The organism is Streptomyces carminius (assembly GCF_002794255.1).
Lineage (GTDB): Bacteria > Actinomycetota > Actinomycetes > Streptomycetales > Streptomycetaceae > Streptomyces > Streptomyces carminius.
Window position 1 is genome coordinate 294,371 of the sequence record NZ_PGGW01000069.1, and the last position, 24,019, is coordinate 318,389.

Below are 24,019 nucleotides of genomic sequence, written 5' to 3' on the forward strand. Positions count from 1 at the left end.
CTACGATCCCCTGCAGAGCACGGGGGTTGACGAGGGGACGACCAACACGATGATTTCCGTACGCAGACGCGGTATTGCCCGCCTCACCGCCACCGCAGTCGCCACGGGCATGCTGGCGGCCGGGGCGATAGCCGGCGCGGGCACCGCCGTCGCCGACGAGAACGAGCAGCCGGGCGGTGCGATCGCCACCCTGAACGGTCTGAAGACCTTCGACTTCGCCAGGATCGGCGGACAGCAGTTCGGCGCGGGTCTCTTCGAGATGGCCGTCGACGGCGGCGGCACCCTGAAGACCTACTGCATCGACATCGGCACCAAGACCGTTTCGGAGGCCAAGTACCAGGAGGCCTCCTGGGACCAGACCAAGCTCCACGACAACGAGCACGCGGGCAAGATCCTCTGGATCCTGAAGAACTCCTACCCGCAGGTGAACGACCTGGCCGCGCTCGCGAAGAAGGCCGACGTCGGTCAGCTCACGGAGAAGACCGCCGCCGCGGGCACCCAGGTCGCGATCTGGCGCTTCTCCGACAACGCGAAGGTCGAGGCGGTCAACCCGGACGCCGAGAAGCTCGCCGACTACCTGGAGAAGAGCGCCCAGAAGCTCGAGGAGCCCACGCCGTCCCTCACCCTCGACTCGCCCGCCGTGTCGGGCAAGCCCGGTGAGAAGCTCGGCCCGGTCACCGTCCGCACCAACGCGCAGAGCGTGACCGTCGCGCCCGACGCGGAGGCCGAGGCCAAGGGCGTGAAGGTCGTCACCAAGGACGGCCAGACGGCGGTCTCCGCGAAGGACGGCGACGAGCTCTTCTTCGACGTCCCGAAGGACGCCGAGGACGGCACCGCCTCGCTGACCGCGCACGCCAGCACCGAGGTCTCGGTGGGCCGCGCGTTCACCAGCATCGAGGTGCGCAGCCAGACCCAGATCCTGGCCGGTTCCAGCCAGTCCACCGTGACCGCGAACGCGACCGCGAACTGGGCGGCCGGCAAGGGCCCGATCCCGGCGGTGTCCGCCGAGAAGAACTGCGTCAAGGGCGGCGTGGACGTCACCGCCACCAACGAGGGCGACGAGCCGTTCACCTTCACCCTCGCGGGCAAGGAGCACGAGATCCCGGCCGGCGGGTCCGAGACCATCACCGTCCCGGTGAAGGAGGACCAGCCCTACGAGATCACGATCACCGGTCCGGACGGCTTCAAGGAGACCTTCACCGGCACCCTCGACTGCGAGGCGGGCAGCACTGGCGGCAACGGCGGCAAGGTGGAGACCCCCGAGGAGACCCCGGAGAAGCCCGAGACCGAGCCCAGCCCGGCCACGGTCGGCGGTGACACCGGCGACAAGGGTGACGACGAGGGCAACCTCGCCGCCACCGGCGGCAGCAGCACCACCCCGATCATCGCGGGTGTCGCCATCGCGCTGGTGATCGCCGGCGGTGCCGCAGTGTTCTTCCTGCGGAAGCGGAAGCCCGCCACCGGCGCCGAGAGCTGAACCACGGGATCCGGGCGTGATCCCCTGACGCCCTGACCCACCCGGCCGTGTGCCGCCGCACCCCGTGCGGCGGCACACGGCCCTTTTCGGCGTACTGGCTGGCGTACCGGCGTACCGGTACTCCGTCGTCCTGCCGTCCCGCGCTCTCATCGCCGCTGCCGCCGCCGTCCTCCGGGACTTTCCCGCCCTGGTTCCCCCGCGGTCTCCAGGGGCCTCTCCCGCGGCGGAGGACCGCCGGCGCGGGGAACGGCGGCCCTGGCGCGACCGCAGGTCAGCGGCGTGACACAGGTCGCCCGAGCGCTCGTTTTCGCCCCCGGCACCGGGTGCGGCAAGATGGGTGTATCCGCCTACTCCCTGACTGCCGGACGGTTTCTCTTGGCTGAGTACATCTACACCATGCGCAAGGCGCGTAAGGCGCACGGCGACAAGGTGATTCTCGACGACGTCACACTGAGCTTCCTGCCGGGCGCGAAGATCGGCGTCGTGGGTCCCAACGGCGCGGGCAAGTCCACGGTGCTGAAGATCATGGCGGGCCTGGAGCAGCCGTCCAACGGCGACGCCTTCCTCTCCCCCGGCTACAGCGTCGGCATCCTCCTCCAGGAGCCCCCGCTGGACGAGTCGAAGACCGTGCTGGAGAACGTCCAGGACGGCGTGGCGGAGATCAAGGGCAAGCTCGACCGGTTCAACGAGATCGCCGAGCAGATGGCGACCGACTACTCCGACGCGCTGCTGGAGGAGATGGGCAAGCTCCAGGAGCAGCTCGACCACGCGAACGCCTGGGACCTCGACGCCCAGCTCGAGCAGGCCATGGACGCCCTGGGCTGCCCGCCCGGCGACTGGCCCGTCACCAACCTCTCCGGCGGTGAGAAGCGCCGCGTCGCGCTGTGCAAGCTCCTGCTGGAGCAGCCCGACCTGCTGCTGCTGGACGAGCCCACCAACCACCTGGACGCCGAGTCCGTGCAGTGGCTGGAGCAGCACCTCGCCAAGTACGAGGGCACCGTCGTGGCCATCACCCACGACCGGTACTTCCTGGACAACGTCGCCGAGTGGATCCTGGAGCTCGACCGCGGCCGCGCCCACCCCTACGAGGGCAACTACTCCACCTACCTGGAGAAGAAGGCCTCCCGGCTGAAGGTCGAGGGGCAGAAGGACGCCAAGCGCCAGAAGCGCCTCAAGGAGGAGCTGGAGTGGGTCCGCTCCAACGCCAAGGGCCGCCAGGCGAAGTCCAAGGCGCGGCTGGCCCGCTACGAGGAGATGGCGGCCGAGGCCGACAAGATGCGGAAGCTGGACTTCGAGGAGATCCAGATCCCGCCGGGGCCGCGGCTGGGCAACGTCGTGGTCGAGGTGGAGGGCCTGCACAAGGCGTTCGGTGACAAGGTCCTCATCGACGACCTGTCCTTCACCCTCCCGCGCAACGGCATCGTCGGCGTCATCGGCCCCAACGGCGCGGGCAAGACCACGCTGTTCAAGATGATCCAGGGCCTGGAGGAGCCGGACTCCGGCAACATCCGGGTCGGCGACACGGTCAAGATCTCCTACGTCGATCAGAGCCGCGAGAACATCGACCCCAAGAAGACCCTGTGGGCCGTGGTCTCCGACGAGCTCGACTACATCAACGTCGGCCAGGTCGAGATGCCCTCGCGCGCCTACGTCTCCGCGTTCGGCTTCAAGGGCCCGGACCAGCAGAAGCCCGCCGGCGTCCTGTCCGGCGGCGAGCGCAACCGCCTCAACCTGGCGCTCACCCTCAAGCAGGGCGGCAACCTGCTGCTGCTGGACGAGCCGACCAACGACCTCGACGTCGAGACGCTGTCCTCGCTGGAGAACGCGCTGCTGGAGTTCCCCGGCTGCGCCGTGGTCGTCTCCCACGACCGCTGGTTCCTGGACCGGGTCGCCACGCACATCCTCGCCTACGAGGGCGAGAGCAAGTGGTTCTGGTTCGAGGGCAACTTCGAGTCGTACGAGAAGAACAAGATCGAGCGGCTCGGCCCGGACGCGGCCCGTCCGCACCGCGCCACCTACAAGAAGCTGACCCGGGGCTGAGGGGCCAAGTGCGACACGTGTACCCCTGTCCGCTGCGCTGGTCGGACATGGACGCCTTCGGGCACGTCAACAACGTCGTCTTCCTCCGCTATCTGGAGGAGGCGCGGATCGACTTCATGTTCCGGCTGGCGCGGCAGGCGGCGTCGGGGGCCTTCACCGGTGGTTCGGTGGTGGCCCGGCACGAGATCTCCTATCTCAGGCCGCTGACGCACCGGCACGAGCCGGTCGTGGTCGAGCTGTGGGTGACGAAGGTCGGCGCTGCCTCGGTGACGGTCGCCTACGAGGTCAAGGACGGCCCCGGGGACTCCCGTGATCCGGGGGGCTCCGGGGCGGCGGACGGCGAGGGGGCGGGGACCGTCTACGCGCGGGCCGCCACGGTCGTGGTCCCCTACGACCTCGAGCGGGAGCGGCCCCGCCGGCTCAGCGACGAGGAGAAGGCGTTCCTCAAGGAGTACCTGGACGACAGCGCGACGGGGGCCGTCGCCGCATGAGCGGAGAACAGCCCGGCCGCCTGGTGTTCGCCGATCCCGGGGAGGCGGCGGAACTCGCCGCCCTCCTGGAGCGGCTGCTGCGCTGGGAGCGGAACGCGGTGGTGCGGCTGCGGGTGCGCCGGCCGCACCGGGAGGACGGCGTCCTGGGCCTCTTCGCCCGGCCGGCCCGGTTCGAGGTGCTGGCCGTGCGCACGGCGCGGCTGGCGGCACCGGAGGGGACCGGGGGACCGGCGGGACCGGCGGAACTGGACACCACCGTCTCGGCCGGGGAACTGCTGGAGGGCGTGGCCGAGAAGGACGCGTCGGTGTCCGTCCCCGCCGCGGTGACCGGCCCGCCCTGGGCCGGACTGCTGCCGCCGCACGGCGGCTGGCGCCCGGTGGGCGTGCTGCCCTACGAGTCGGTCCGCGCGGCCGCCGACGCCGTGGTGGCCGAGTTCCGGCGGCGCAGCGAGGCGCTGCCGCCCGGGGAGCGCACCCGTCAGGCGCTGGACGCGCTGGCCGAGGAGATCTGGTCCCGGCCGCTGGGCGGCGGCACCGGGCTGCCGCTGCGCGCCGTGCACGCCGCCCGGTCGCTCGGCATGCTGCGGCCGTCCGGACCGGCCCCGGCGGCCGGGCCGCAGGGGCCGCCGCGTCCCGGGCGGCCGGGCGTCGTGGGGCCGCCGGAGGCCGCCGTGCTCGCCGCCGGTACCTGGCTGCGGCTGCGCACCCCGTACGGCTCGGTCGCGGTGCGCCGCGGCGGCGGTACGGGACTGGGCGTCATCCCCGTCCGGAGCGGCTGACCCCGGGGGCGGCCGGCCCCGGGCCGATCGCCCCCGGGACGGCCGGGGCACCCGGGCCGGGGACGGGGGCGGCTCAGTCCGGGGAGTTGATCAGCGAGCCGGCCGCGTAGACCAGGTAGTCCCACAGCTGCCGCTCGTGCCCGGGCGCCAGACCGAGGCTGTCCACCGCGTCCCGCATGTGCCGCAGCCAGGCGTCGTGCGCGGCGCGGTCCACCGTGAAGGGCACGTGGCGCATCCGCAGCCGGGGGTGCCCCCGCCGCTCGCTGTACGTCTTCGGCCCGCCCCAGTACTGCATGAGGAACAGCGTCAGGCGCTCCTCGGCCGGACCGAGGTCCTCCTCCGGGTACATCGGCCGCAGCAGCGGGTCCTCGGCGACGCCCTCGTAGAACCGGCGCACCAGCCGCCGGAACGTCTCCTCGCCCCCGACCTGCTCGAAGAAGGTCTGCGTCTGCAGGCTGCCGTGCGGAATCTCCATCAGTCTCCTAGCGAAGGGACCGCCGGCCGCGGCCGGCGGGGAATCGCGTCCTGCTCGGTGGCGCTCCCTCCGGTCCCGCGGGGAACCGGTCCGGGCCGGACCGCGGTCTCCCGGCCGGAGGCCCCCGCCTCCCGGCGGGGAGCGGAGCCGCCACCCACCCATGGTCGCAGACGCGCCGGCCGGTGCCGCCGGGACGGGTGGCCCGGCGGCACCGGCCGGCGCCGGATCACGCGTCGTCCCAGCGGAAGAGCCTGGCGGCGACGGCCGTCAGGACAACCGCGAACAGCAGCAGTCCGCCCATCACGGGAAGGGCGGCGTCCCAGCCCTGGCCGCGGGAGAGGACGTCCTGCATCGCCTCGGTGAGGTGCTTGAGGGGGAAGATATCCGAGACCGCGCGCACCCAGGCCGGGGTGCCCTCCAGGGGGAAGAAGGCCCCGGAGAGGAAGGCCATCGGCAGGACGACGAGCTGGGAGACGCCGTTGGCGGCCTCCTCGGTCTTCGCCCAGGCGCCGACGACCAGCCCCATGGACATGAAGGCCAGCGTGCCGCAGACCACCAGCGGCAGGGACAGCCACCAGTGGCCGGACAGCTCCAGCCCGTAGTACGGGAGCGTGGCCACCCCGAGGAAGACCAGCGTCTGGAGCAGGGCCAGGCCGACGGTCACCCCGACCCGGGCGGCGATGACCGAGCCCGCGCTCACCGGGGCGAGCCACAGCCTGCGCAGGATGCGCTTCTTGCGCCAGCTGACCAGGACCAGGGCCGAGCCCATGACCGCGCTCATCGACACCGCCCAGCCGAGCAGGCCGGGGGTGAGGAACTGGATCGCCTTCATCGACTCGTCCTCCGCCTGCGCGGCGGTCAGCTCGTACGCGGGCGGCTGGCCGGTGGCGGCGATGTTGGCCTGCTGGACGAGCGAGTTGACGACCGCGCGCACATTGCCGGCCCGGGTGGGGTCGGCCGCCGAGTAGCGCAGCCGCACCTCGTCGCCGTGCTGCCAGAGCACGGCGTCCACATCGCCCGCGCGGACCTCGTCCAGCGCCTTCTCGCGGTCGCCGGACTTCCGCAGCTCCAGGAAGTCGTCCAGCCCCTCCCGGGTCTCGGCCGGCAACGCGTCCAGCACCTCGACCCGGCCGATCTGGACGATCTCCACCCGCGGCGTCGAGTCGCCCTTGAGCAGGGCGCCGAGGAAGACCAGGAACATCAGCGGGAAGAGCAGCATGAAGAAGACGGCGGCGCGGTCCCGCAGCAGGCCCAGGGCCATCGCCTTCGACAGACCGGCGAACACCCGCAGGTCCGGGCCCCGGCCCGTCCTCCCCGGCCGACTGCTCTCCGCGCTTCCCCCGTTTTCCCCGCTGCTCCCGCTGTTCCCGTTTTCCCCGATTCTCCCGTCTCCTTCGTCTCCTCCGGCCCTGCCCGCTTCCGCCGGGCCGCCCGGCTGCTTCCCGCCGTCCGCCGCGGGGCGCGCCCCGGTGCCGCTCACTGGCGGTACTCCCGTCCGGTCAGCTGGAGGAAGACGTCCTCCAGCGATCTCACACCCAGTTCCGCGATCAGATCGGCGGGGGCGCCCACCCGCAGCACGCGGCCGTGGTCCATCACCGCCACCCGGTCGCACAACGTCTCGGCCTCGTCCATGTAGTGGGTGGTCAGCACCACGGTGCGGCCCTCCTCGTTGATGGCCCGCAGCAGGTCCCACAGGTTGCGGCGGGCCTGCGGGTCCAGACCGGTGGTCGGCTCGTCGAGGAAGACCAGCTCCGGATCGTGGACCAGGGCGCAGGCGATGGACAGCCGCTGGGCCTGGCCGCCGGAGAGCTTGTTCTCGCGGGTGCCCGCCTTCTCGGTCAGGCCGACCCGCTCCAGCATCGCGTCGGCCCGTTCGGCCGGTACGCCGTAGAAGGAGGCGAAGGTCTGGATCTGCTCGCGGGCGGTCAGCCGCTCGAAGAACGCCGACGCCTGGAGCTGTACTCCCATGCGGCGCAGCAGTGCCGGGTCGCGGGGGAAGGGGGAGCGGCCCAGCAGCCGCACCTCGCCCTCGTCGGGCCTGCGCAGGCCCTCGGTGATCTCCAGAGTGGTCGTCTTGCCCGCGCCGTTGGGTCCGAGGATGCCGTAGAACTCGCCGCGTCCGACCGTGAAGGACACCCCGTCGACAGCCCGCACATCCCCGTACCGCTTGCGCAGCCCCTCGACTGTGATCGCGGCTTCGCTCATGAAGCGGATGGTAGTGGCGGAACATCACCTTCCGAACGGTCCCGGGCGGACATGTTCGATCACTCCCCGGGGCTGGGTGGAAGTATGGGGACATGACCGGTGAAACGGATGGAAGGGGCAAGCGGGGCGGCCGGGGTGGGGAGTTCCGGGACCGGGCCCGGAGTCTGGCCCGGGCGCTGGTGCGCGGCATCGAGGCGGAGGGCCTGCTGGCCGATCCGGCGTGGCGGGCGGCGTTCGAGGCCGTGCCGCGGCACCTGTTCGTGCCCTGCTACTACCTGCCCCTGGTGGGCGGTTACGAGCGGCTCGGCCGCGACGACCCCGACCCGTCGGTACGGGAGCGCTGGCTGACGGGCGTCTACGAGGACGTGCCGCTGGCGACCCGGGTGCGGGACGGCGAGCCGCGCTCCTCCTCCAGCCAGCCGTCCCTGATGGCGATGATGCTCCGGGACCTGCGGGTGGCGGACGGGATGGACGTGCTGGAGATCGGCACCGGCACCGGCTGGAACGCCGCCCTGCTGGCCCACCGGCTGGGCGACGCCCACGTGACCACCGTCGACGTGGATCCGGAGATCACCGGGGAGGCCCGGACGCGGTTGGCGGCGGCCGGCCGCCACCTTGAGGTGGTCACCGGGGACGGGGCCCTCGGCTGCCCGGAGCGGGGGCCGTACGACCGGATCATCGGGACCTGCGCGGTGGACGCCGTACCGCCGGCCTGGCCGGAGCAGTGCAGGCCCGGGGCGGTCATCCTGACCCCGATGGCCACCGGGCTGCTCGCCCTGCGGGTGACGGAGCCCGGCCGCGCCGAGGGCCGCTTCCTGCCGGACCCCGCCTACTTCGTCCCGCTGCGCGGCGACCGCCCGCCGCGCCCGCGGATCGATCCGGCGGACCTGCCGCGCGAGGCGCTGCGGACCGAGTCGTTCGGTTTCCTGCTGTCGCTGACCGGGGGCGGTCCGGACCCGGGCGCCGCCTACGAACGGTGGCGGCGCGCCGGACGGCCGGACCGCACCCGGTACGGCGTGACGGTGCGCGGCGCGGACCAGTGGGTCTGGCTGGACGACCCGGACGGACCGGACCGCTGGCCGCTGCGGGCGGGGCCCGGGACGGGACCCGCCCCCGGGGTCAGCCCCGGTACAGGGTGATCGTGGTCCAGGCGCCGACGTGCACCCGGTCGCCCGCCTGGAGCGGCACCGGCACGAACGGCTGGATCGGGTCCTCGGCGCCGTTGACGGTGGTGCCGTTGGTGGAGTCCTGGTCGACCACGGCCCAGTTCCCGTCGGGCTGCCGCACCAGCACCGCGTGCTGGTGCGAGACCCCCGGGTCCTCCGGCGGACGGGCCAGGTCGATGTCGGGCGACTCGCCGGTGGAGTGGCGGCGGCGGCCGATGGTCACCTGGGGGCCGGTGAGCTGGATCCGCTGCTCCGGGGAGTAGGCGGGCAGGTTCAGACCGGCGGCCTCCGGGCCGCTGCGCCGCATCATCGCCGCGAAGTACTCGCGGTCCGGACCGATCGTCACCATCCAGTTCGCCGGCTGCTGGTGCTGCTGGTGCTGCTGGTGCGGAGGCTGCTGATGCTGCTGCTGTTGTTGGTGCTGGTGGGACGGCTGCTGTTGCTGCGGGTAGCCGTAGCCGGGCTGCGCCGGGGGAGCTCCCATGCCGGGCTGCTGTCCGTAGTCCGGCTGGGCGGGCGGGCCGGCCGGCGGCAGCGTCCAGTCGTCACCCCCGCCACCGGGCTGCTGGTGCTGCGGCTGGGACGGTTGCGGCGGCTGGGGGTAGCCGTAGCCGGAACCGGGCTGCTGTGCCGGCGGGGCCCCCACGGCGGACTGCTGCCCGTAGCCGGCCGACCGGCCGTAACCGGGCTGCTGCGCGTAGTCGGGCGGGCCCTGCTGCTGGTGCTGCTGCTGCGGATGGTGCTGGGAGGGCTGGTGCTGCGGGGGCTGCTGGTGCTGTTGCTGGTGCTGTTGCTGGTGGGGCGGCGGTCCCTGCGGCTCCGGGGCGAGCGGCTCGGCCGGACGGTTCACCTGGGACGGCCGGGAGCGCTCGTAGTCCAGGGGCTGTCCGGGCTGCGGAGGCGGCGGCCCGGGCGGGCCCGACTGGAAACCGGGCGGCAGGTTCAGCCCCGTACTGCCGCCGGGCGCCTGCGAGGGCGGGGACGGCGGAGGGGGCGAGGTGAAGGTGGTGGGAGTGCCGGTCAGGAAGTTGTACCGGCACTCCTCGCAGAACGGCGCGAGCCCTTCACGGGGGGTGCGGCACTGCGGGCAGAGCTCGCTCTGCACCGTGTTGTCGTTCCCCGGCACGGGATAGCCGTAGCCTCCCCCCGGCCGGGCCGGGGGGACTCCCATTCCGGGCATCTGCGGGGGCGGGACGGCGCCGGCGGGCGCACCCGGAGCGGAGGTCATGCGCTGGCCGCACACCTCGCACCAGTCGTCGGCCGCCGACTGGTGACCGTTCGGGCAAGTCGGCATGTCGGTCCTTCCCCTCCGTGCAGCTCCGCGTCGATCGGTTGCTCACTTCTTCACGTTCACACGGACCGTTCCGGTTGCCCCGTGTGCGCGGCGCCGTCTCGCCGGCCTCGGAGACGCTCGCCCTCAGCGGAACAGTACCGGTCCCGGCACCGACCTCGCCCACCACCGTGGCGAGCGGTCCGGCGGTCTCCGTGCCACCGGAGAGGCGGACCGGCCGCGGGGCACGGACCGGTCCCGCGGCCGCTCCGCCCGGCCGGTGCGGGGCACCGTCCACGGCCCGGCGGCGGCCGGTACGCCGGTCCACGCCGTGCGGGGCAGCCCGGCGGGAGTGGGGAGCGTCACACCGGCCCGAACGGCCCGCGTCCGTTGTCCGGACCCGGGCGGCCGGGCCGGGTACGCACCGGCGGTGGGCGCGGGTCCGCCTGCCGCGGTGGCCTCGGCCGGGGCAGCAGGCCGGCGGCCCGGCCGCCCCGGCCCGGCGCAGGGCCGCCCCCGGCGCGGTGTCAGCCGGACATCGTACGGCCGGACGGGACCGGGAACGGCACCACTGCCACCGTCACGTTGTCGTGCCCACCGCCGTCGAGCGCGTGCCCCACGAGCTGCCGGGCACAGCGCAGCGGTTCGGTGCGGGCGTCGGGCGCGACCACCGAGGTCATCTCCTCGGCCGACTCGGCGTAGTTCCACAGCCCGTCGGTGCACACCACCACCACGCCCGGCCGGTCCGGGGTGAAGGACGCGGTGTGCGGGTCGATTTCGTGGGCGTCCGCGCCCAGCCAGCCGGTGATGGCGTGGGCCCGCGGGTCGGCGTACGCCTCGGCCTCCTCCATCAGGCCGGCCGCGACCATCTGGGCCGCCCAGGAGTCGTCCTCGGTGAGCCGGGCGGGCTGGGTGGAACGGTCCTCGGGCACCCAGTAGGCGCGGCTGTCGCCGACCCAGCCGACGGTGAGGATCTCGCCCGTGACCACCGCGCCGACGATGGTGCAGGCCGGGGCGTTGCGCGCCGGGTCCGCCGGGGTCCTCGCGGCCAGGTCGCCGACCGCCCCGGCGGCGGCCGCCAGGGCGGCGCGCATCGCCTCCCGGGGGTCGGTGCCGTGCGGCAGCGCGGCGAGCAGTGAGGCGCAGGCGGCCTCGGCGGCGGCGGCCGACGCCTCGTCGGGGCGGGTCGCCGAGGACACCCCGTCGCAGACGACGGCGACCGGGGCCGCCGAGCCGTCCGGCAGCCCGGCGGAGGCGACGGCGAAGGAGTCCTCGTTGCGGTGGTGGCGCAGCCCGCGGTCGCTGACCGCCGCCACTCCCGGCACCGTGCGCTCCAGGTGGTCGCGTTCGCGCGGGCGGCGGTGGCCGCAGTGCTCGCAGTGGCCGTCCCCGCCGACGGCGCCCGTGCCGCAGGCGACGCACGGCGCTTCCGCTCCCTCGTCCGGGCCGCCGTCCGCGTCCCCGCCCGGGCCACCGTGCGGTTCTGCGTGCGAGTGGCCGCGGGACTCCCCGTGCCGCTCCTCACGCGGGAACTCGTGCTGTTCGCCGTGCCCCTCCCGCCGCCCCCGGCCCGGCTCCTCGCGCGGGTCGGGGCCGTCCGGCGCCGGTGCGGGCGGCGGGAGCGGGAAGTCCTCCCGCTCCGGCGCGGGGCCGGCCGGGTACCGCCCGTCCGGCGCGGAGGCGGGCGGCGGCAGTACGAAGTCAGCCCCGCCCGACCCGCCCGACCCGCCCGCCTCGCCCGGCCCGCCCGACCCGGCGGGCACGTGCGGCGGGACGGGGGGCGCGACCGGGGACGGCGGGTACGGAGGAGGCGGCGGCGCGGAGGGCGGTACCGCGGGCGGTGTGGGCGGTACGGGCGGCGCGGCGGACGCGGGCGGCGGCACCGAAGGGCGCGCGCCACCCGCCCCGGCGGGCGCGGCGGTGCCGCCGGCCTCCGGCGTCCGGCGCACGGCGGCCAGGTCGGCACCGCACGCGCCGCAGAAGAGGTCCCCCTCCTCCAGCGGCTCCGCACAGCGGGGGCATACGGAGAGTTGGTCGAGCTGCGGCATGGTCACACCCACGTTCTGGGGCGGAGACGGTTGGCCCGTTCCACCAGTTCGATCCTTTCGGTGCCGGACTGCGCGAGCCGGGCGAGCCGCCGGAACGAGCGTTCCAGCCCCAGGCGGAGCCCGGTCTCGTCCAGTTCGCAGCCCAGCAGGTCCGGGGGGCGCCCCGGAGCGGCGGGCGCGGGCTCGCCCGGTCGGCCCGCGAGCACCCAGTCCAACGCACTTCCCAGTACCTCGGCGGTCAACCGCTCACGGCGCAACGCGTCCAGCCCCGCCTCCCGCAGCCGCTCCACCTGGCGGGCGGCGGCCCGCAGGTCCGCCGACAGCGGCTCCCCGGGGGAACGCCGCCGCAGCCTGGCCCGCACGGCGGCGACCCGCGCGGCCGTGTGGTGGACGGAGGACTCCGGTACGGATTCCAGCGCCCGCACCGCACCTTGGCGATCATCGATGGCCAACCGTACCCGGGCCAGACCGAACGCGGCGCCCACCTGGCCGTGATCGGTCGACCACACCAGGCGGTAGTACGCCGCGGCGTCCTCCCACCGCTCCAGAGCCTCGGCACAGACGCCCAGTGCCAGCTTGGGGGCGAGCTCGCCCGGAAAGGCGTCGCGGACCGCCCCGAAGGCCGCCGCCGCCGTCTCCGGATCGCCCACCACCAGAGCGTGCAGCCCCCGGTACCAGACGACGCGCCAGTCACCGCCGTGCCGTTCCTCCAGAGCGGCCAGCACCCCGGCGGCGGCCCCGCGGTCCCGCTCCTCGCCCGACTCCAGCCGGGCGCGCAGCTCCCGCAGCCGCACCTCGGCGGAGTCGGCGGGCGCGGACCGCAGCGCGGCGAGCAGCTCGGCGGGGGCGGCGGCCAGCAGTCCGGCGAGGAACCCGGCACCCGGGTCGGCCGGATCCACCAGCGGGACGGGCAGGGCCAGCGCGGCGGCCCGCGTGTCCAGCGGCACCAGCGGTGGTGCGCCGCCCGGCGGGGGCGGTGCGGGGGCGTCCGCCGGGACCGGCGCACGCCCCGGGCGCGTCCGCCGCGGCACCCGGAGCGGGCGGAGGCCCAGCAGCGAGACGTCGCCGCCGACGGGCGGCATCAGCCGGGTGTCCACCACCTTCGTCTCCGGGCCGAACAGCGTGGACACCGCCGGCCGCGGACGGCCGGTCCGGAGTGCCACGATCTCCCGCAGCACCCCGGTGAGCTGCTCGGACATCTCCTGGGCCGAGGCGAACCGGCGCTGCGGATCGGGGTCGGTGGCCCGCACCAGCAGCCGGTGGAAGGACTCGTACCGCCGGAAGACCCCGATGTGCTCCGGGCCCGGCATGTCGTGCGCGAACACGGTGGTGTAGCCCTGGAAGTCGAAGGTCAGCACGGCCAGGGTGCGCGCGACCGTGTACAGGTCGGAGGCGACCGAGGGTCCGGTGCGGGCCACCTCGGGCGCCTGGTAGCCGATCGTGCCGTAGACCGCGCTGATGTGGTCGTCCATGCGCCGGACCGCGCCCATGTCGATCAGCTTGAGCCGGTCGCCCTGCTGGATGGCGTTGTCCACCTTGAAGTCGCAGTACAGCAGGCCGCGTCCGTGCAGATGGCCCAGCGCCTCCAGCGCCTCGATGCCGTAGGCGCACGCCTGCGCCACCGGCAGCGGGTCGCGGCGGCCGTCGGGCGTGCGGCGGGAGTTGGCGATCTCCTTGAGCGACCTGCCCCCGACGTACTCCATCACGATGTAGCCGTCGAGGCTGCCGGTGCGCCGGTCGGGATGCTCGACGAAGTTGTGGATCCGCACGATCGAGGGATGCTCGATCTCCGCGAGGAACCGCCGCTCGGAGATCGCCGCGGCCATGGCGTCCTCGTCACCGGTGTCCAGCAGGCCCTTGAGCACCACCCAGCGGTCGGAGACGGCGCGGTCCACCGCCAGGTAGATCCACCCCAGCCCGCCGTGCGCCAGACAGCCGGCCACCTCGTACTGGCCGTGCACCATGTCGCCCGGCCGCAGTTTCGGGACGAAGGAGTACGGGCGACCGCACCGGGTGCAGAAGCCCTCGGGACGGGCCGTCCGGCCACCGCGCGAGCGCCCCACCGGCGCGGCGCACTCGCCGTTGCCGCAGAACCGCTTCCCCTCGGGCACCTCCGGATCGGCCAGTACCGCCGACCGGGGGTCCGGGCGCGGTACCGGGGGGACCGTCACCAGCCCGGCACCCAGCGCGGCGCGGCCGGACGCCGCGGACGACGGGCCCGAGCCGCGCACGGCGACCGACCGCCCGGCGGAGCGCCCGGACGAGGGGAGGGACGGGGGGAGGGAGGCGTCCGGCGCGGGGGTGGACGGGAGGGCGAGGGGCCTCGTCGAGGGTGAGGTCACCGTGCCGTCGGTGGCCGGGTGCGGCCCGGGCCCGTCGTCCTCGGCGGCGTCCTCGTACGTGCCGCCGCGGTGCGGCCGCCGGCGCCGGCCGGCCTGCACCCCGGCGGTCCCCGTGCCTCCCGTGCTCCTTCCGTTCTCCGGTGTCTCCGGTGTTTCCGGGGTCTCTGCGCTCCCGGGGTTCTCGGGGTCCCCGGCCTCCGCCGCGTTCCGCGGGTCCTCCGTACTCACCCGGCGCCCCCCTCCCCGTCCGGTGCCAGGACCTCCAGCGCCGCCCGCTGGTAGCGCAGCACCGCCCGCTCGGCGGCGCGCAGATCACAAGGCACGCTCCACAGCAGCCGCCGGGCGGCGTCGTACCGCTCCGCCAGCAGCGGGTCGTCCGCCATCCGCCGCCGTGCCAGCCGTGCCCGGTACGCGTCCAGCCGGCCGCGCAGCTCCGCGCGGACGGCCAGCGGCGCGGTCACCGCGGACAGTGAGTCCCGGGCCCGTTCCAGCTCCTCCTCCGCCCGCTCCTCCAGGCTCTCCAGCAGCGGGGACAGCCGGTGCCACCGGGCGTGCCGCCGGTGCTCCGCGGCGAGGGAGAGCTGCTCGTACAGGGCGGTCGGCGGTCCGCTCACCGCGGGCACCTCACAGGCGGCGATCTTCGCCAGCACCTCGCCGCGCGCCGTGCGCGCCTCCGCCAGGGTGCGGTCCGCGCGGGAGAGCACGTCGCGCAGCCGCATCAGCCGCTGCTCGGCGTCCTGCCGCACCTGGAGCACGGCCTCGATCTCGCGCCGCACGTCCTCCAGGGCACGGGCCGCCCGGTCGTACCGCACGGTGTCGGGACGGCCGCCGCCCGGCGCCGAACTCCCGCCCGCCGGGACCCAGAAGGCCAGCGGATCGGCGACGACCTCGGCGCGCAGCGAGGTCAGCTCGGCGGTGATGTCCTCCAGTTCGTCACCGGCCGGATGCTCTCCGGGGCGTACGCCGACGGAATGCGCCAGGGAGCGGACCCGCTGCAGTTCGGCGGAGAGCATGTCTATCCGGGCGGGCAGCGCGGACCAGACGGACTCGGCGGCGGTGACCACATCGAGGGCGTGGGCGTACCAGCGGTTCATCCGGCGGACCAGCTCCGCCAGACCGACCCGCCCCCCGCCGCCGTCACCAACGCCGTCACCAATGCCGTCACCACCGCCCTCCGTGCCGCCGGGGAGGGCCACCACCGGGCCCCGCAGCCGCGCGGTCAGCTCGGCCAGTTCCCCCGGACCCGGCCGGCGGCACCCGGCGCGCAGCTCGTGCACCGAGCGCAGGGCCGCGGTGAAGGTGTCGAAGCACGTCCACAGCAGTGCGATCGACTCCTCGGCCCGGGCCCACCGCTCCTTGGTGACACCGGTCAGTTCCGCGTTCTCCAGCAGTCCGCGTCCCGCGTGGTCCTGGAGGGCGTACAGGGAGGTCTCGACCGCCTCGTGCTCCGCGCCCAGCCGGGCCAGCGCCCGGTCCACCTCCTCGGGTCCCAGCACCGGTCCGTCCGCCGGTCCGCCGGGGCCCGCTGTCCCGCCCGCAGTGCCGCCGTCCCCCATCCGTCACCTCGCCGCTCCCGACGCCGTCGCCGACGTCTCGTCCGATGTGCCTTCAGTCCCTGTAGACCGGCGCCGGGGGCGCCGGCTCCGCCGTCTCCATCCTGTCTGCCAGCCACCGTTCGTACGCGGCCGTCCACGCGCTGTCCGCACCGCCCCGACGGTAGTCCTCCAGCACCTTGTTCACCCGGCGGACGAGGTCCTCGTCACCGAGATTCATCGCCACGCCGTACGGTTCGACGGTCAGCGGGTCGCCGACGAGGCGGACCGAGGGGTCCTGGGCGGCCTGCCCGGCGGCCAGGGCGCTGTCGGTCATCACCGCGTCCACCTCGCCCAGTTGCAGCCGGACCAGGCAGTCGAGCTGGTTGTCGGCGTACACCGGCCGGGCGCCCCGGGCGTCCCTCTCCAGCAGCGTCTGCGCGGTCGAACCGGCCGCGGTGCACAGCCGCCTGCCGCGCAGCGACGCGTCGAACCCGGTGATCCGCGAGTTCTCCGGGGCGAGGATCTGCTGCCCGGCCTCGAAGTACGCGGTGGAGAACGCCACCTGGCGGATCCGGTCGCAGGTGATCGACATCGTCCGCACCACCATGTCCACCTCGCGCCGCCGGAGCGCGGGGATGCGCTGGTCGGTCGGGATGGTCTTGTAGACGATCTCGGGGCCGGGACCGAGCAGATCGGTGGCTATCGCCTTCACCAGCTCGATGTCGAAGCCGGTGAACTCCCTGGAGAAGGGGTCGAAGTAGCCCCACAGATAGCTGTTCTGGTCGACGCCGACCACCAGCCGCCCCGCCCTCCGGACGCGTTCGACGGCGGGACCCGCGGCCCCGGAAGGCCGCAGGCTCGCCGCCGGGTCGCTCCCGTCGGCGCACCGCTCCCGCCCGGCGGCGGGCCGTACGGTGCCCGGCCCGGTGTTGGGCTCGCTGCCCGGCCTGCTGCCCGGCTCACTGCCCGGTCCGCTGCCCGGCCTGCTGTCCGGCCCGCCGTCCGGTCCGGCGGACGGTCCGGATCCCGCGGGCGGCCGCGCGGCCGTTCCGCCGGACAGCGCCGCCTGCACGGCCGCGCCGAGCATGACCCCGGCGGCCAGCACGGCCACCAGGGCGACCACCGCGACGGGCCGGCCCGCCACCGTCCGGGCACCGCCGGTCCGGGCGCTGGTCCGCGCGCCGTCCTCGCCGCCGTCGCCTCCCGGCTCGTCCGTCCGCGTCATCCGCGCCCCTTCGTCCCCCGCCCGCGCCGTCCTCACCGGTACTCCGACAGTCTGCGGCCGATGCCCGCCGCCACGCCCGCCACGGCGAGGACGGACAGCGCTCCGGCCCCGGCGGGCAGCCCGGCCAGGGCGTCCCGGCCCCGTTCGGCCGCCCGCCCGAACTCCCGCTGCTCGTGCCGTACGGCCTCGGCCAGCGCGGTGTCCACCTCGTCGAAGGCGCTGCGCGCGGTGTCCTCGCCGGGCCGGATCACCAGGCCCACGGCGGCCTCGTACCGGCCGCCGTTCTCCAGCTCGCGGGCCGCCGCGTGGCGTTCGCGCCAGGCGGCCGCGGCCCGTACGGCGCGCTCGACCGGCGCGCGGCCCGCCTCGTCGTCGGCCAGCTCCAGCGCCCTCGCCAGCTGTCCGCCGTTCTGCCGGTCCGGGCCCGCGCCCCCGCTGGAGCGGCTGCCCGCCAGCGTGCGCATGCCCGCGCGGTAGCTCTTCTCGTACGCGGTGCCGCCGCCGCGCGCCACCAGCGTCAGGTTCTCGTCGCCGCGCGCCTGCAGCGCGGTCGTCCATGCCGCGTTGAGCACCTGGAGCGACCGGGCGCCGTGCCGGTCGGACTCGTCCAGTGCGGACCGGGCCAGCCAGTGCCCGGCCGCCAGCCACACCAGCAGCGTGGCCGTCGCCGCGGTGGCGGCCAGCAGCCCGGGGCTGAACACCCGGTTCGTGCGCAGGTGGTGGCGCCGCTGGGCCCAGCCGAGCGCGGCCAGCGCGGCCACCCCGGTGAGCAGTGCCGGAACGGGCCAGGCCCGGGCCCGGTGGCGGTCCCCGCCGAGCCGGGCGGTCTCGGACCGGTGGAGGGCGTCGGCGGCGGGCAGCATGTGCTCGCGCATCCGCTCGCTGGCGTGGCGCAGGTAGGCGCCGCCCAGCGGAAGTCCCTGCCGGTCGTTGGCGCGGGCGGTCTCCACCAGGCCGGTGTAGACGGTGAGCTGCTCGTTCAGCTCGGTGATCTCCGCGCGGCCGTGTCCCGGGGCACCGGTGTTCGCCGCCGCCTCGGTCAGCAGCCGGGAGGCGGTCCGGATGTCCCTCTCGTACCGCTCGCGCAGTGCGGGCGAACCGCCGTCCCCGGTCAGGAAGGCGCCGGCGGCGGTGGTGTCGGCGTCGGCGAGCGAACGGTAGATGCTCGCCGCGTCGGTGCTCAGCGGTCGGCCGCGGTCCACCACGGCGTCGGCCGCAGCGGCCCGGCCGGCGGTCTGGCAGACGGTCACGGTCCCGAACGCCAGCACCAGGAGGGTCAGCACGGCCCCGATGATCCGCAGCCGGCCGGGCTCGGTCACCGCCGCCGCGCGCAGCCGTGCCAGGGTCTCGGCGCGGACCGTACGGCGCACCGGTCCCGGGACGGCGGGGGACGGGGGCGGGCTCGCCGGATGTGCCACTGTCGGGACCTCCCTCCCCCTCGGACGCCGGTTACCGGGCTCCCCGGTCCGTGCCGCGTACCGCGTGCGGCCCGGCGGAGGAGGCCCGGTCAGCAGTATGGCGGCCCGGCCCCCGGCGGTGACACCCGTACCGCCGGGATCCCGCTCCGGCCGCGGGCCGCTCGGTGCGCGCCGTTCCGCGCGCCCCTGGTGTCTCCCCGGCGCCTCCCGGACCTCCGGCTTCTCCGTTGTGTGCGCCTGTGCCTGTGCCTGTGTCCCGGCACGCGGCGGGGCACGCGACCGGTTCCCGGGGCGGGGGACGGTCAGCGGGGCGTGTCCGGCCGGCCGTAGTGCGCGCGCAGCCGGGCGTGGGCGGCGGGCGGGGCCCCGAGGTGGTCCAGGGCGCGCAGCCCGGCGCCGAGCACCGGAGGGGCGGTGACCACCTCGGCGGTGGCCCGGGGGGCGCGCGCGGCCAGCAGTTCCAGGAGGTGGTCGTGCAGGAGCCGGTGGCGGGCCGCGACGACACCGCCGCCCAGCAGCACCGGGGTGGGAACGGCGAGCAGGTCCAGCCGGTCCAGCGCGACCACCGCCATGGTGACGATCTCCGCCGCCTGCCGCCGCACCAGCGCGCGGGCCACCCGGTCGCCGCCGTCGGCCACCGCGAAGAGGACGGGGACCAGCCCGTACCGCCGCTCATCCGGCAGCTCGCCCAGATGGAACGCCTCGATCAGCGCGTACATGCTGGCCAGGCCGTGGTGGGCGGGCAGCGCCCGGGCCAGCTCGGTGTCCGGGCCGCGGCCGTCCTCGGCGCGGGCCGCGTGCCACAGCGCCGCCTCGGCCAGTCCACCGCCGCCGCCCCAGTCGCCGGAGAGCCGGCCGACGGCGGGGAAGCGGTGGGTGCGGCCGTCCCCGGCGACCCCGACGCAGTTGACGCCCGCGCCGCAGACGACGGCGACCCCGTGCCGTACCGAGCCGTCGTCCGGCAGTCCGGCGCGCAGGACGGCGAAGGTGTCGTTGGCGACCGCGCTGGTGCGGCCCCAGCCCCGCGCGCCGATCCGGTCCGCCAGCTCCCGCTCCTCGCGCGGCAGGTCGGCGTTGGCCAGACAGGCCGAGACGTGTTCGGCCAGCGGGACGGGGGTGCCCGGGCCGGGGTCCGGGCTCCCGGACTCCGAATCCGGCCGGGTGTCCAGCCCCGCGGCCGCCGCCGCCCGGGCCACGGTCCTGCCCAGCGCGGTGAGCGCGGCCCCGGCCCCGGTCACCGGCGGCCGGAAGCCGCCGCCCCGCGCGGTGCCCAGCACGCTCCCGTCCCCGGCGAGCAGCGCCACGTCGGTCTTGCTGTTGCCCGCGTCGATCGCCAGGGCGGCGGCGGGCGGCGGAGCCGCGGCGGGAGGTGCGGAGGCCGCGGCGGCCGCGGCGGCTACGGAGGAGGATGCGGGTGTCAGGCCCATGCGAGGTGTTCCCGGTTGTGCGCGATCAGCCGGTCGGTCAGCCGCTCGGCGAGCGTGTACTGCCCGACCAGGGGGTGGGCCAGCAGCGCGGCGAACACCCGGTCCCGGCCGCCGTGCAGGGCGGCCTCCAGGGCCAGCTCCTCGTACGCCGCCACGGCCGCGATCAGACCGGCGTACAGCGGGCCCGGCGGTGTCACCGGCAGCGGTCTCGCACCCGCCGGGGACACCTCGGCGGGCACCTCGACCACCGCGTCGCCGGGCAGGAAGGGCAGGGTGCCGTCGTTGCGGGTGTTCACCACCTGCACGCCGCTGCCCGCGCTGTCGGCGCCGCCCAGCAGCGCGGCGGTCAGGGCGACGGCGGCCTCCGAGTAGTGGGCGCCGCCGCGCCGCGCCAGCAGCTCCGGCTTGGTGTCCAGCGCCGGGTCGGCGTACATCGCCAGCAGCTCCCGCTCCAGTCCGGCGACCTCGGCCGCCCGCGAGGGCTTTCCGCGCAGCTCGGCCACCACCTCGTCGTGCGCGTAGAAGTAGCGCAGGTAGTAGGAGGGGACGCTGCCCAGCCGGTCCAGCAGTGCCCTGGGCAGCCGCAGGTCGGCGGCGACGGCCCCGCCGTGCTCGGCCAGCAGCCCGGGCAGCACGTCCGGACCGTCCGGGCCGCCCAGCCGCACTCCCAGCTCCCAGGTGAGGTGGTTGAGCCCGACGTGCTCCAGGTGCAGCTCCGCCGGCCGTACGTCCAGCAGCGCGGCGAACTTCCGCTGGAGGCCGACGGCCACGTTGCACAGCCCCACCGCCCGGTGGCCGGCGTCCAGCAGCGCGCGGGTGACGATGCCGACCGGGTTGGTGAAGTCGACGATCCAGGCGTCCGGGGCGGCCCGGCGCACCCGCTCGGCGAGGTCCAGGACGACGGGGACGGTGCGCAGCGCCTTGGCCAGCCCGCCCGCGCCCGTGGTCTCCTGCCCGACGCAGCCGCACTCCAGCGGCCAGGACTCGTCCCGCTCGCGTGCCGCCTGCCCGCCGACCCGGAGCTGGAGCAGTACGGCGTCGGCGTCCGCCACGGCCGCCTCCAGATCGGAGGTGCAGGTCACGGTGGCCGGATGGCCGGCCCGGGCGAGGATGCGCCGGGCGAGGCCGCCCACCGTCGCCAGCCGGTCCGCGGCCGGGTCCAGCAGGGCCAGTTCGGTGACGGGCAGGACGTCCCGCAACCGGGCGAGGCCGTCGACGAGTTCGGGGGTGTAGGTCGATCCGCCGCCTACCACTGCGAGCTTCACGGGGTGCCGCGCCTCCTCGGTACGGGGGTCCACGGGGTGTGGTGTGTGTGGAAGAACAGGAAGAAGGACGAGCGAGGGGGTCAGCGGGAGGTGTCGAACACCTCGGCACGGGTGGCCGCCAGGGCACTCTCCAGCGCTCCGCTCAGCACCGGGTGCCCGGTGACGGCGCCGAGCACCAGCCGCGGCCGGGCGGCGGCCAGTTCGGCCAGTTCCCGCTGGATCAGCGCGCGCAGCGGTTCGCCCCCGGCGGTGAGCACTCCGCCGGAGAGGACGACGAGTTCGGGGTCGAGGACGGCGACCAGCGCGGCGAGTCCGGTCGCCAGCGCGGTGGCCGTGTGCCGCAGCAGCTCACCGTACGGGCCCCCGGCCCCGGTGCCGGCCCCGTCGCCGTCCCCGCCCGCGGCGTCTCCGGCGTGCTCCGCGGCCCGGGAGAGCAGGTCCGCCGCCGCCGCCTCGTCCGGGCCGGACGGCGGTTCGAGGCCCAGTTCGCGGCCCAGCCGCACCAGGGTGTGGGCGCCCGCCAGCTCCTGGAACCCGCCGCCGCCCGCACGGGCGACCCCGCGCACCAGCGGGGCGCCGGGCACCGGGAGGAAGCCCACCTCGCCCGCGCCGCCGGTCCAGCCGCGGTGCAGCCGCCCGCCCAGCACCAGGGCGGCACCGAGGCCCTGCTCGTTCCAGAGCAGCACGAAGTCCTCGTGGCCGCGGGCGGCGCCCAGCCGCTGCTCGGCGACGGCGGCCAGGTTGACGTCGTTGTCGTACTCCAGCGGCATCGGCAGCGCGGCGGCCAGCTCCTCCAGCAGGGTGGGGGAGTGCCAGCCGGGCAGGTGGGAGGCGTAGCGCAGCCGTCCGGTGCGGGGGTCGAAGGCGCCGGGGGTGCCGATGACGACGCGGTCCAGGGCGTCGCGGGTGAGGCCGGCGGCCTTGGCGGCGCCGTCCACGGCGGCCACCACCCGCTGGACGGCGTCCCCGGGATCCCCGGCCCCTCCGGGGCCCCCGGTCCCCCCCGTCCCCCCGGGGCGCCGACGGGCCGCCCGCCCGGTGGGGGCGGGCAGCTCGAAGGTGCCGACGGTGCGGCCGGTGACATCGGCGACCGCCGCGCGGATCCGGGCGGTGGTGACGTCCAGCCCGGCGACGTGCGCGGCGGTCGGGTCGAGGGCGTAGAGCTGGGCGTTCGGGCCGGGGCGCCCCTGACTGGTGCCGGTGACGACGACCAGGCCGGCGGCCTGCAGCCGGGCCAGGAGCTGGGAGGCGGTCGGCTTGGACAGCCCGGTCAGCCTGCCGATGCGGCTGCGGGACAGCGGGCCGTGCGTGAGGAGCAGTTCGAGCGCCGCGCGGTCGTTCATGGCGCGCAGCACCCGGGGGGTCCCCGGTGTCGTCCCGGTCATCGGCTCTCCCGAGCTGTCCGTCCCACTGACAGGAAGGTTTCCTGTTGTGTGTGGTCAGGACACTAGGACCGCCTCCGGTCTGCGTCAACGGGGTGTCCGGCCGGCTCACTCGTACGGGCCAGGAGCGGGAGCGGCCCGGAACCGAGGTGCGCCGAGGTGCGCCGGAGCGCGACGGGACGCACCGCGGAGTGCTTCCCGTGGCGTGCGCTCCTACCCCGGTTCCTCGGCGCCCTCCTGCGCGCGCCTGACGGGCTTACCGGCCGGGCCCCCGGCCGTGGCACCCCTCGGTGCGCCCCCGGCGACGTTTCCCGGCGGCTTCCGCACGGTGTCCGCCGGGGTGCTCCGGAGGACCTCCGCGGAGGGCTCCGCGGGTGCCTTCCGTACCGGGTCCTTCGCCAGGCCCCTGCCGAGGTCCCGCTCCAGGTCCTCGTCCAGCTTGCGCAGGGTGGCCAGCGAGTCCTCGTCCACCATCCGGATGCCCCGGGTGTCCAGCGCCCGCTTGATCCGCCAGCGCAGCTCGCGCTCCACCGGGAGCGCCTTGCCCGGCATGGTCTTCGCCGCCACCCGGATCACCATGGTGTCCAGCGTCACCGAGTTCAGGCCCAGCACCTCCACCGGCGCCCACAGCTGCTCGTCCCACGGCGCGGAGGTCGACAACCCCTCCCCGGCCGCGGCGATGGCGGACCGCACCTCCTCCAGGTCCTCGTCGGAACGGACCTCGACGTCGAGGGAGGCCGTCGCCCAGCCCTGGCTGAGGTTGCCGACCCGCTTGATCTCGCCGTTGCGCACGTACCAGATCTCGCCGTCGTCGCCGCGCAGCTTGGTGACCCGGAGCCCGATCTCCAGCACCGTGCCGGTGGCCTCGCCCGCGTCGATCCGGTCGCCGACCCCGTACTGGTCCTCCAGCAGCATGAACATCCCGGTCAGCGTGTCCGTGACCAGGTTGCGGGCGCCGAAACCGATCGCCACACCGACCACACCGGCGCTGGCCAGCAGCGGCGCGAGATCGATGCCCAGACTGGAGAGCACGATCAGGAACGCGGTGCCCATGATCAGGAAGGTGGAGACGCTGCGCAGCACCGAGCCGATGGCCTCGGTGCGCTGGCGCCGCCGCTCGGCGTTGACCAGCAGACCGCGCAGCGCGTTGCCGCTCGCCTCGGCCTCGGCATTGCGGGTCATCCGGGCGATCAGCCGGGTGATGGCCCGTCTCACCACCGTGCGCAGCACGGTGGCGATCACCACGATCAGCAGGATGCGCAGGCCCGTGGAGAGCCAGTCCCCCCAGTTCTCCTCGATCCAGCCCGCCGCGTCGGTGGCCGTCCTGTGTGCGTCGCTCATCGGTTCCACCCCTGACACACTAACGGTGGATACCCGGCCGGACCGGGCGTCGCGGTGCCGGGAGCGTGACGCGTGCTTCCGTACCAGGTGAGGGGGGAAAGGATGTGGTCGAAAACACGCCCGGTGCGTTACG

General features: G+C 75.2%; 18 protein-coding genes. 5 read left to right on the forward strand and 13 right to left on the reverse strand.

Annotated features, from left to right (window positions below; translation table 11 throughout):
• Positions 1-49 precede the first annotated feature (49 nt).
• From CUT44_RS28305 to CUT44_RS28320, 4 genes are all read left to right on the forward strand, one after another.
• Positions 50-1,477: a Cys-Gln thioester bond-forming surface protein gene (locus tag CUT44_RS28305; RefSeq protein WP_100204806.1), complete on the forward strand. Its 1,428-nt coding sequence runs from the start codon at positions 50-52 to the stop codon at positions 1,475-1,477.
• 375 nt (positions 1,478-1,852) lie between these two features.
• A complete protein-coding gene (ettA, locus tag CUT44_RS28310) occupies positions 1,853-3,517 on the forward strand; it encodes an energy-dependent translational throttle protein EttA (RefSeq protein WP_100204807.1) in 1,665 nt (554 codons plus the stop codon).
• A gap of 8 nt (positions 3,518-3,525) precedes the next feature.
• Positions 3,526-4,008, forward strand: a complete 483-nt coding sequence (locus CUT44_RS28315; RefSeq protein ID WP_332888295.1) for an acyl-CoA thioesterase — start codon at positions 3,526-3,528, stop codon at positions 4,006-4,008.
• On the forward strand, positions 4,005-4,787 hold the full coding sequence (locus CUT44_RS28320) for a hypothetical protein (protein ID WP_100204808.1): 783 nt from the start codon (positions 4,005-4,007) through the stop codon (positions 4,785-4,787). The genes CUT44_RS28315 and CUT44_RS28320 overlap by 4 nt, the downstream gene beginning before the upstream one ends.
• Before the next feature lie 73 nt (positions 4,788-4,860).
• Here the strand turns inward: CUT44_RS28320 and CUT44_RS28325 are convergent, their stop codons facing one another.
• The 3 genes from CUT44_RS28325 to CUT44_RS28335 all read right to left on the reverse strand — a co-directional run bounded on the left by CUT44_RS28325 (position 4,861) and on the right by CUT44_RS28335 (position 7,467).
• A complete protein-coding gene (locus CUT44_RS28325) occupies positions 4,861-5,265 on the reverse strand; it encodes a globin (RefSeq protein ID WP_100205246.1) in 405 nt (134 codons plus the stop codon).
• 223 nt (positions 5,266-5,488) lie between these two features.
• On the reverse strand, positions 5,489-6,547 hold the full coding sequence (locus CUT44_RS28330) for an ABC transporter permease (RefSeq protein WP_233221724.1): 1,059 nt from the start codon (positions 6,545-6,547) through the stop codon (positions 5,489-5,491).
• A 191-nt stretch (positions 6,548-6,738) separates the two neighbouring features.
• Entirely contained in the window at positions 6,739-7,467 is a 729-nt protein-coding gene (locus tag CUT44_RS28335) for an ABC transporter ATP-binding protein (protein ID WP_100204809.1), read from the reverse strand.
• A 92-nt stretch (positions 7,468-7,559) separates the two neighbouring features.
• Here CUT44_RS28335 and CUT44_RS28340 point away from each other — a divergent pair, with 92 nt between their 5' ends.
• Positions 7,560-8,606 carry a methyltransferase domain-containing protein gene (locus tag CUT44_RS28340; protein ID WP_100204810.1) on the forward strand — a complete coding sequence of 349 codons (1,047 nt, stop codon included), beginning with the start codon at positions 7,560-7,562 and terminating at the stop codon, positions 8,604-8,606.
• On the opposite strand, the gene CUT44_RS28345 is transcribed toward CUT44_RS28340, so the two are convergent.
• From CUT44_RS28345 to CUT44_RS28390, 10 genes are all read right to left on the reverse strand, one after another.
• On the reverse strand, positions 8,587-9,927 hold the full coding sequence (locus CUT44_RS28345) for an FHA domain-containing protein (RefSeq protein WP_100204811.1): 1,341 nt from the start codon (positions 9,925-9,927) through the stop codon (positions 8,587-8,589). The genes CUT44_RS28340 and CUT44_RS28345 overlap by 20 nt on opposite strands.
• Before the next feature lie 503 nt (positions 9,928-10,430).
• Entirely contained in the window at positions 10,431-11,951 is a 1,521-nt protein-coding gene (locus CUT44_RS28350; RefSeq protein WP_100205248.1) for a PP2C family serine/threonine-protein phosphatase, read from the reverse strand.
• Positions 11,952-11,953: 2 nt separating this feature from the next.
• A complete protein-coding gene (locus tag CUT44_RS28355) occupies positions 11,954-14,392 on the reverse strand; it encodes a serine/threonine-protein kinase (protein ID WP_332888296.1) in 2,439 nt (812 codons plus the stop codon).
• A 125-nt stretch (positions 14,393-14,517) separates the two neighbouring features.
• Entirely contained in the window at positions 14,518-15,849 is a 1,332-nt protein-coding gene (locus tag CUT44_RS28360; RefSeq protein WP_100204813.1) for a hypothetical protein, read from the reverse strand.
• Between the two features lie 52 nt (positions 15,850-15,901).
• Positions 15,902-17,053, reverse strand: coding sequence for a glutamate ABC transporter substrate-binding protein (locus tag CUT44_RS28365; protein ID WP_233221725.1), 1,152 nt, complete (start codon positions 17,051-17,053; stop codon positions 15,902-15,904).
• A gap of 32 nt (positions 17,054-17,085) precedes the next feature.
• Positions 17,086-18,471 (reverse strand): hypothetical protein, encoded by a 1,386-nt coding sequence (locus tag CUT44_RS28370; RefSeq protein ID WP_233221726.1) that lies wholly within the window; start codon positions 18,469-18,471, stop codon positions 17,086-17,088.
• 302 nt (positions 18,472-18,773) lie between these two features.
• Entirely contained in the window at positions 18,774-19,898 is a 1,125-nt protein-coding gene (locus tag CUT44_RS28375; protein WP_107488075.1) for an N-acetylglucosamine kinase, read from the reverse strand.
• A complete protein-coding gene (locus tag CUT44_RS28380; protein WP_100204814.1) occupies positions 19,889-21,163 on the reverse strand; it encodes a family 4 glycosyl hydrolase in 1,275 nt (424 codons plus the stop codon). The genes CUT44_RS28375 and CUT44_RS28380 overlap by 10 nt, the downstream gene beginning before the upstream one ends.
• 80 nt (positions 21,164-21,243) lie before the next feature.
• A complete protein-coding gene (locus CUT44_RS28385; protein ID WP_100204815.1) occupies positions 21,244-22,548 on the reverse strand; it encodes an ROK family transcriptional regulator in 1,305 nt (434 codons plus the stop codon).
• Between the two features lie 210 nt (positions 22,549-22,758).
• Entirely contained in the window at positions 22,759-23,886 is a 1,128-nt protein-coding gene (locus tag CUT44_RS28390) for a mechanosensitive ion channel family protein (protein WP_100204816.1), read from the reverse strand.
• Positions 23,887-24,019 lie beyond the last annotated feature (133 nt).

Coding starts and splice junctions, on each gene's coding strand:
- CUT44_RS28365 (WP_233221725.1), bottom strand. CDS start 17,053: ATGACGCGGACGGACGAGCCGGGAGGCGACGGCGGCGAGGACGGCGCG.
- CUT44_RS28385 (WP_100204815.1), bottom strand. CDS start 22,548: ATGACCGGGACGACACCGGGGACCCCCCGGGTGCTGCGCGCCATGAAC.
- CUT44_RS28390 (WP_100204816.1), bottom strand. CDS start 23,886: ATGAGCGACGCACACAGGACGGCCACCGACGCGGCGGGCTGGATCGAG.
- CUT44_RS28360 (WP_100204813.1), bottom strand. CDS start 15,849: ATGGGGGACGGCGGCACTGCGGGCGGGACAGCGGGCCCCGGCGGACCG.
- CUT44_RS28340 (WP_100204810.1), top strand. CDS start 7,560: ATGACCGGTGAAACGGATGGAAGGGGCAAGCGGGGCGGCCGGGGTGGG.
- CUT44_RS28335 (WP_100204809.1), bottom strand. CDS start 7,467: ATGAGCGAAGCCGCGATCACAGTCGAGGGGCTGCGCAAGCGGTACGGG.
- CUT44_RS28375 (WP_107488075.1), bottom strand. CDS start 19,898: ATGGGCCTGACACCCGCATCCTCCTCCGTAGCCGCCGCGGCCGCCGCG.
- CUT44_RS28320 (WP_100204808.1), top strand. CDS start 4,005: ATGAGCGGAGAACAGCCCGGCCGCCTGGTGTTCGCCGATCCCGGGGAG.
- CUT44_RS28345 (WP_100204811.1), bottom strand. CDS start 9,927: ATGCCGACTTGCCCGAACGGTCACCAGTCGGCGGCCGACGACTGGTGC.
- CUT44_RS28350 (WP_100205248.1), bottom strand. CDS start 11,951: ATGCCGCAGCTCGACCAACTCTCCGTATGCCCCCGCTGTGCGGAGCCG.
- CUT44_RS28305 (WP_100204806.1), top strand. CDS start 50: ATGATTTCCGTACGCAGACGCGGTATTGCCCGCCTCACCGCCACCGCA.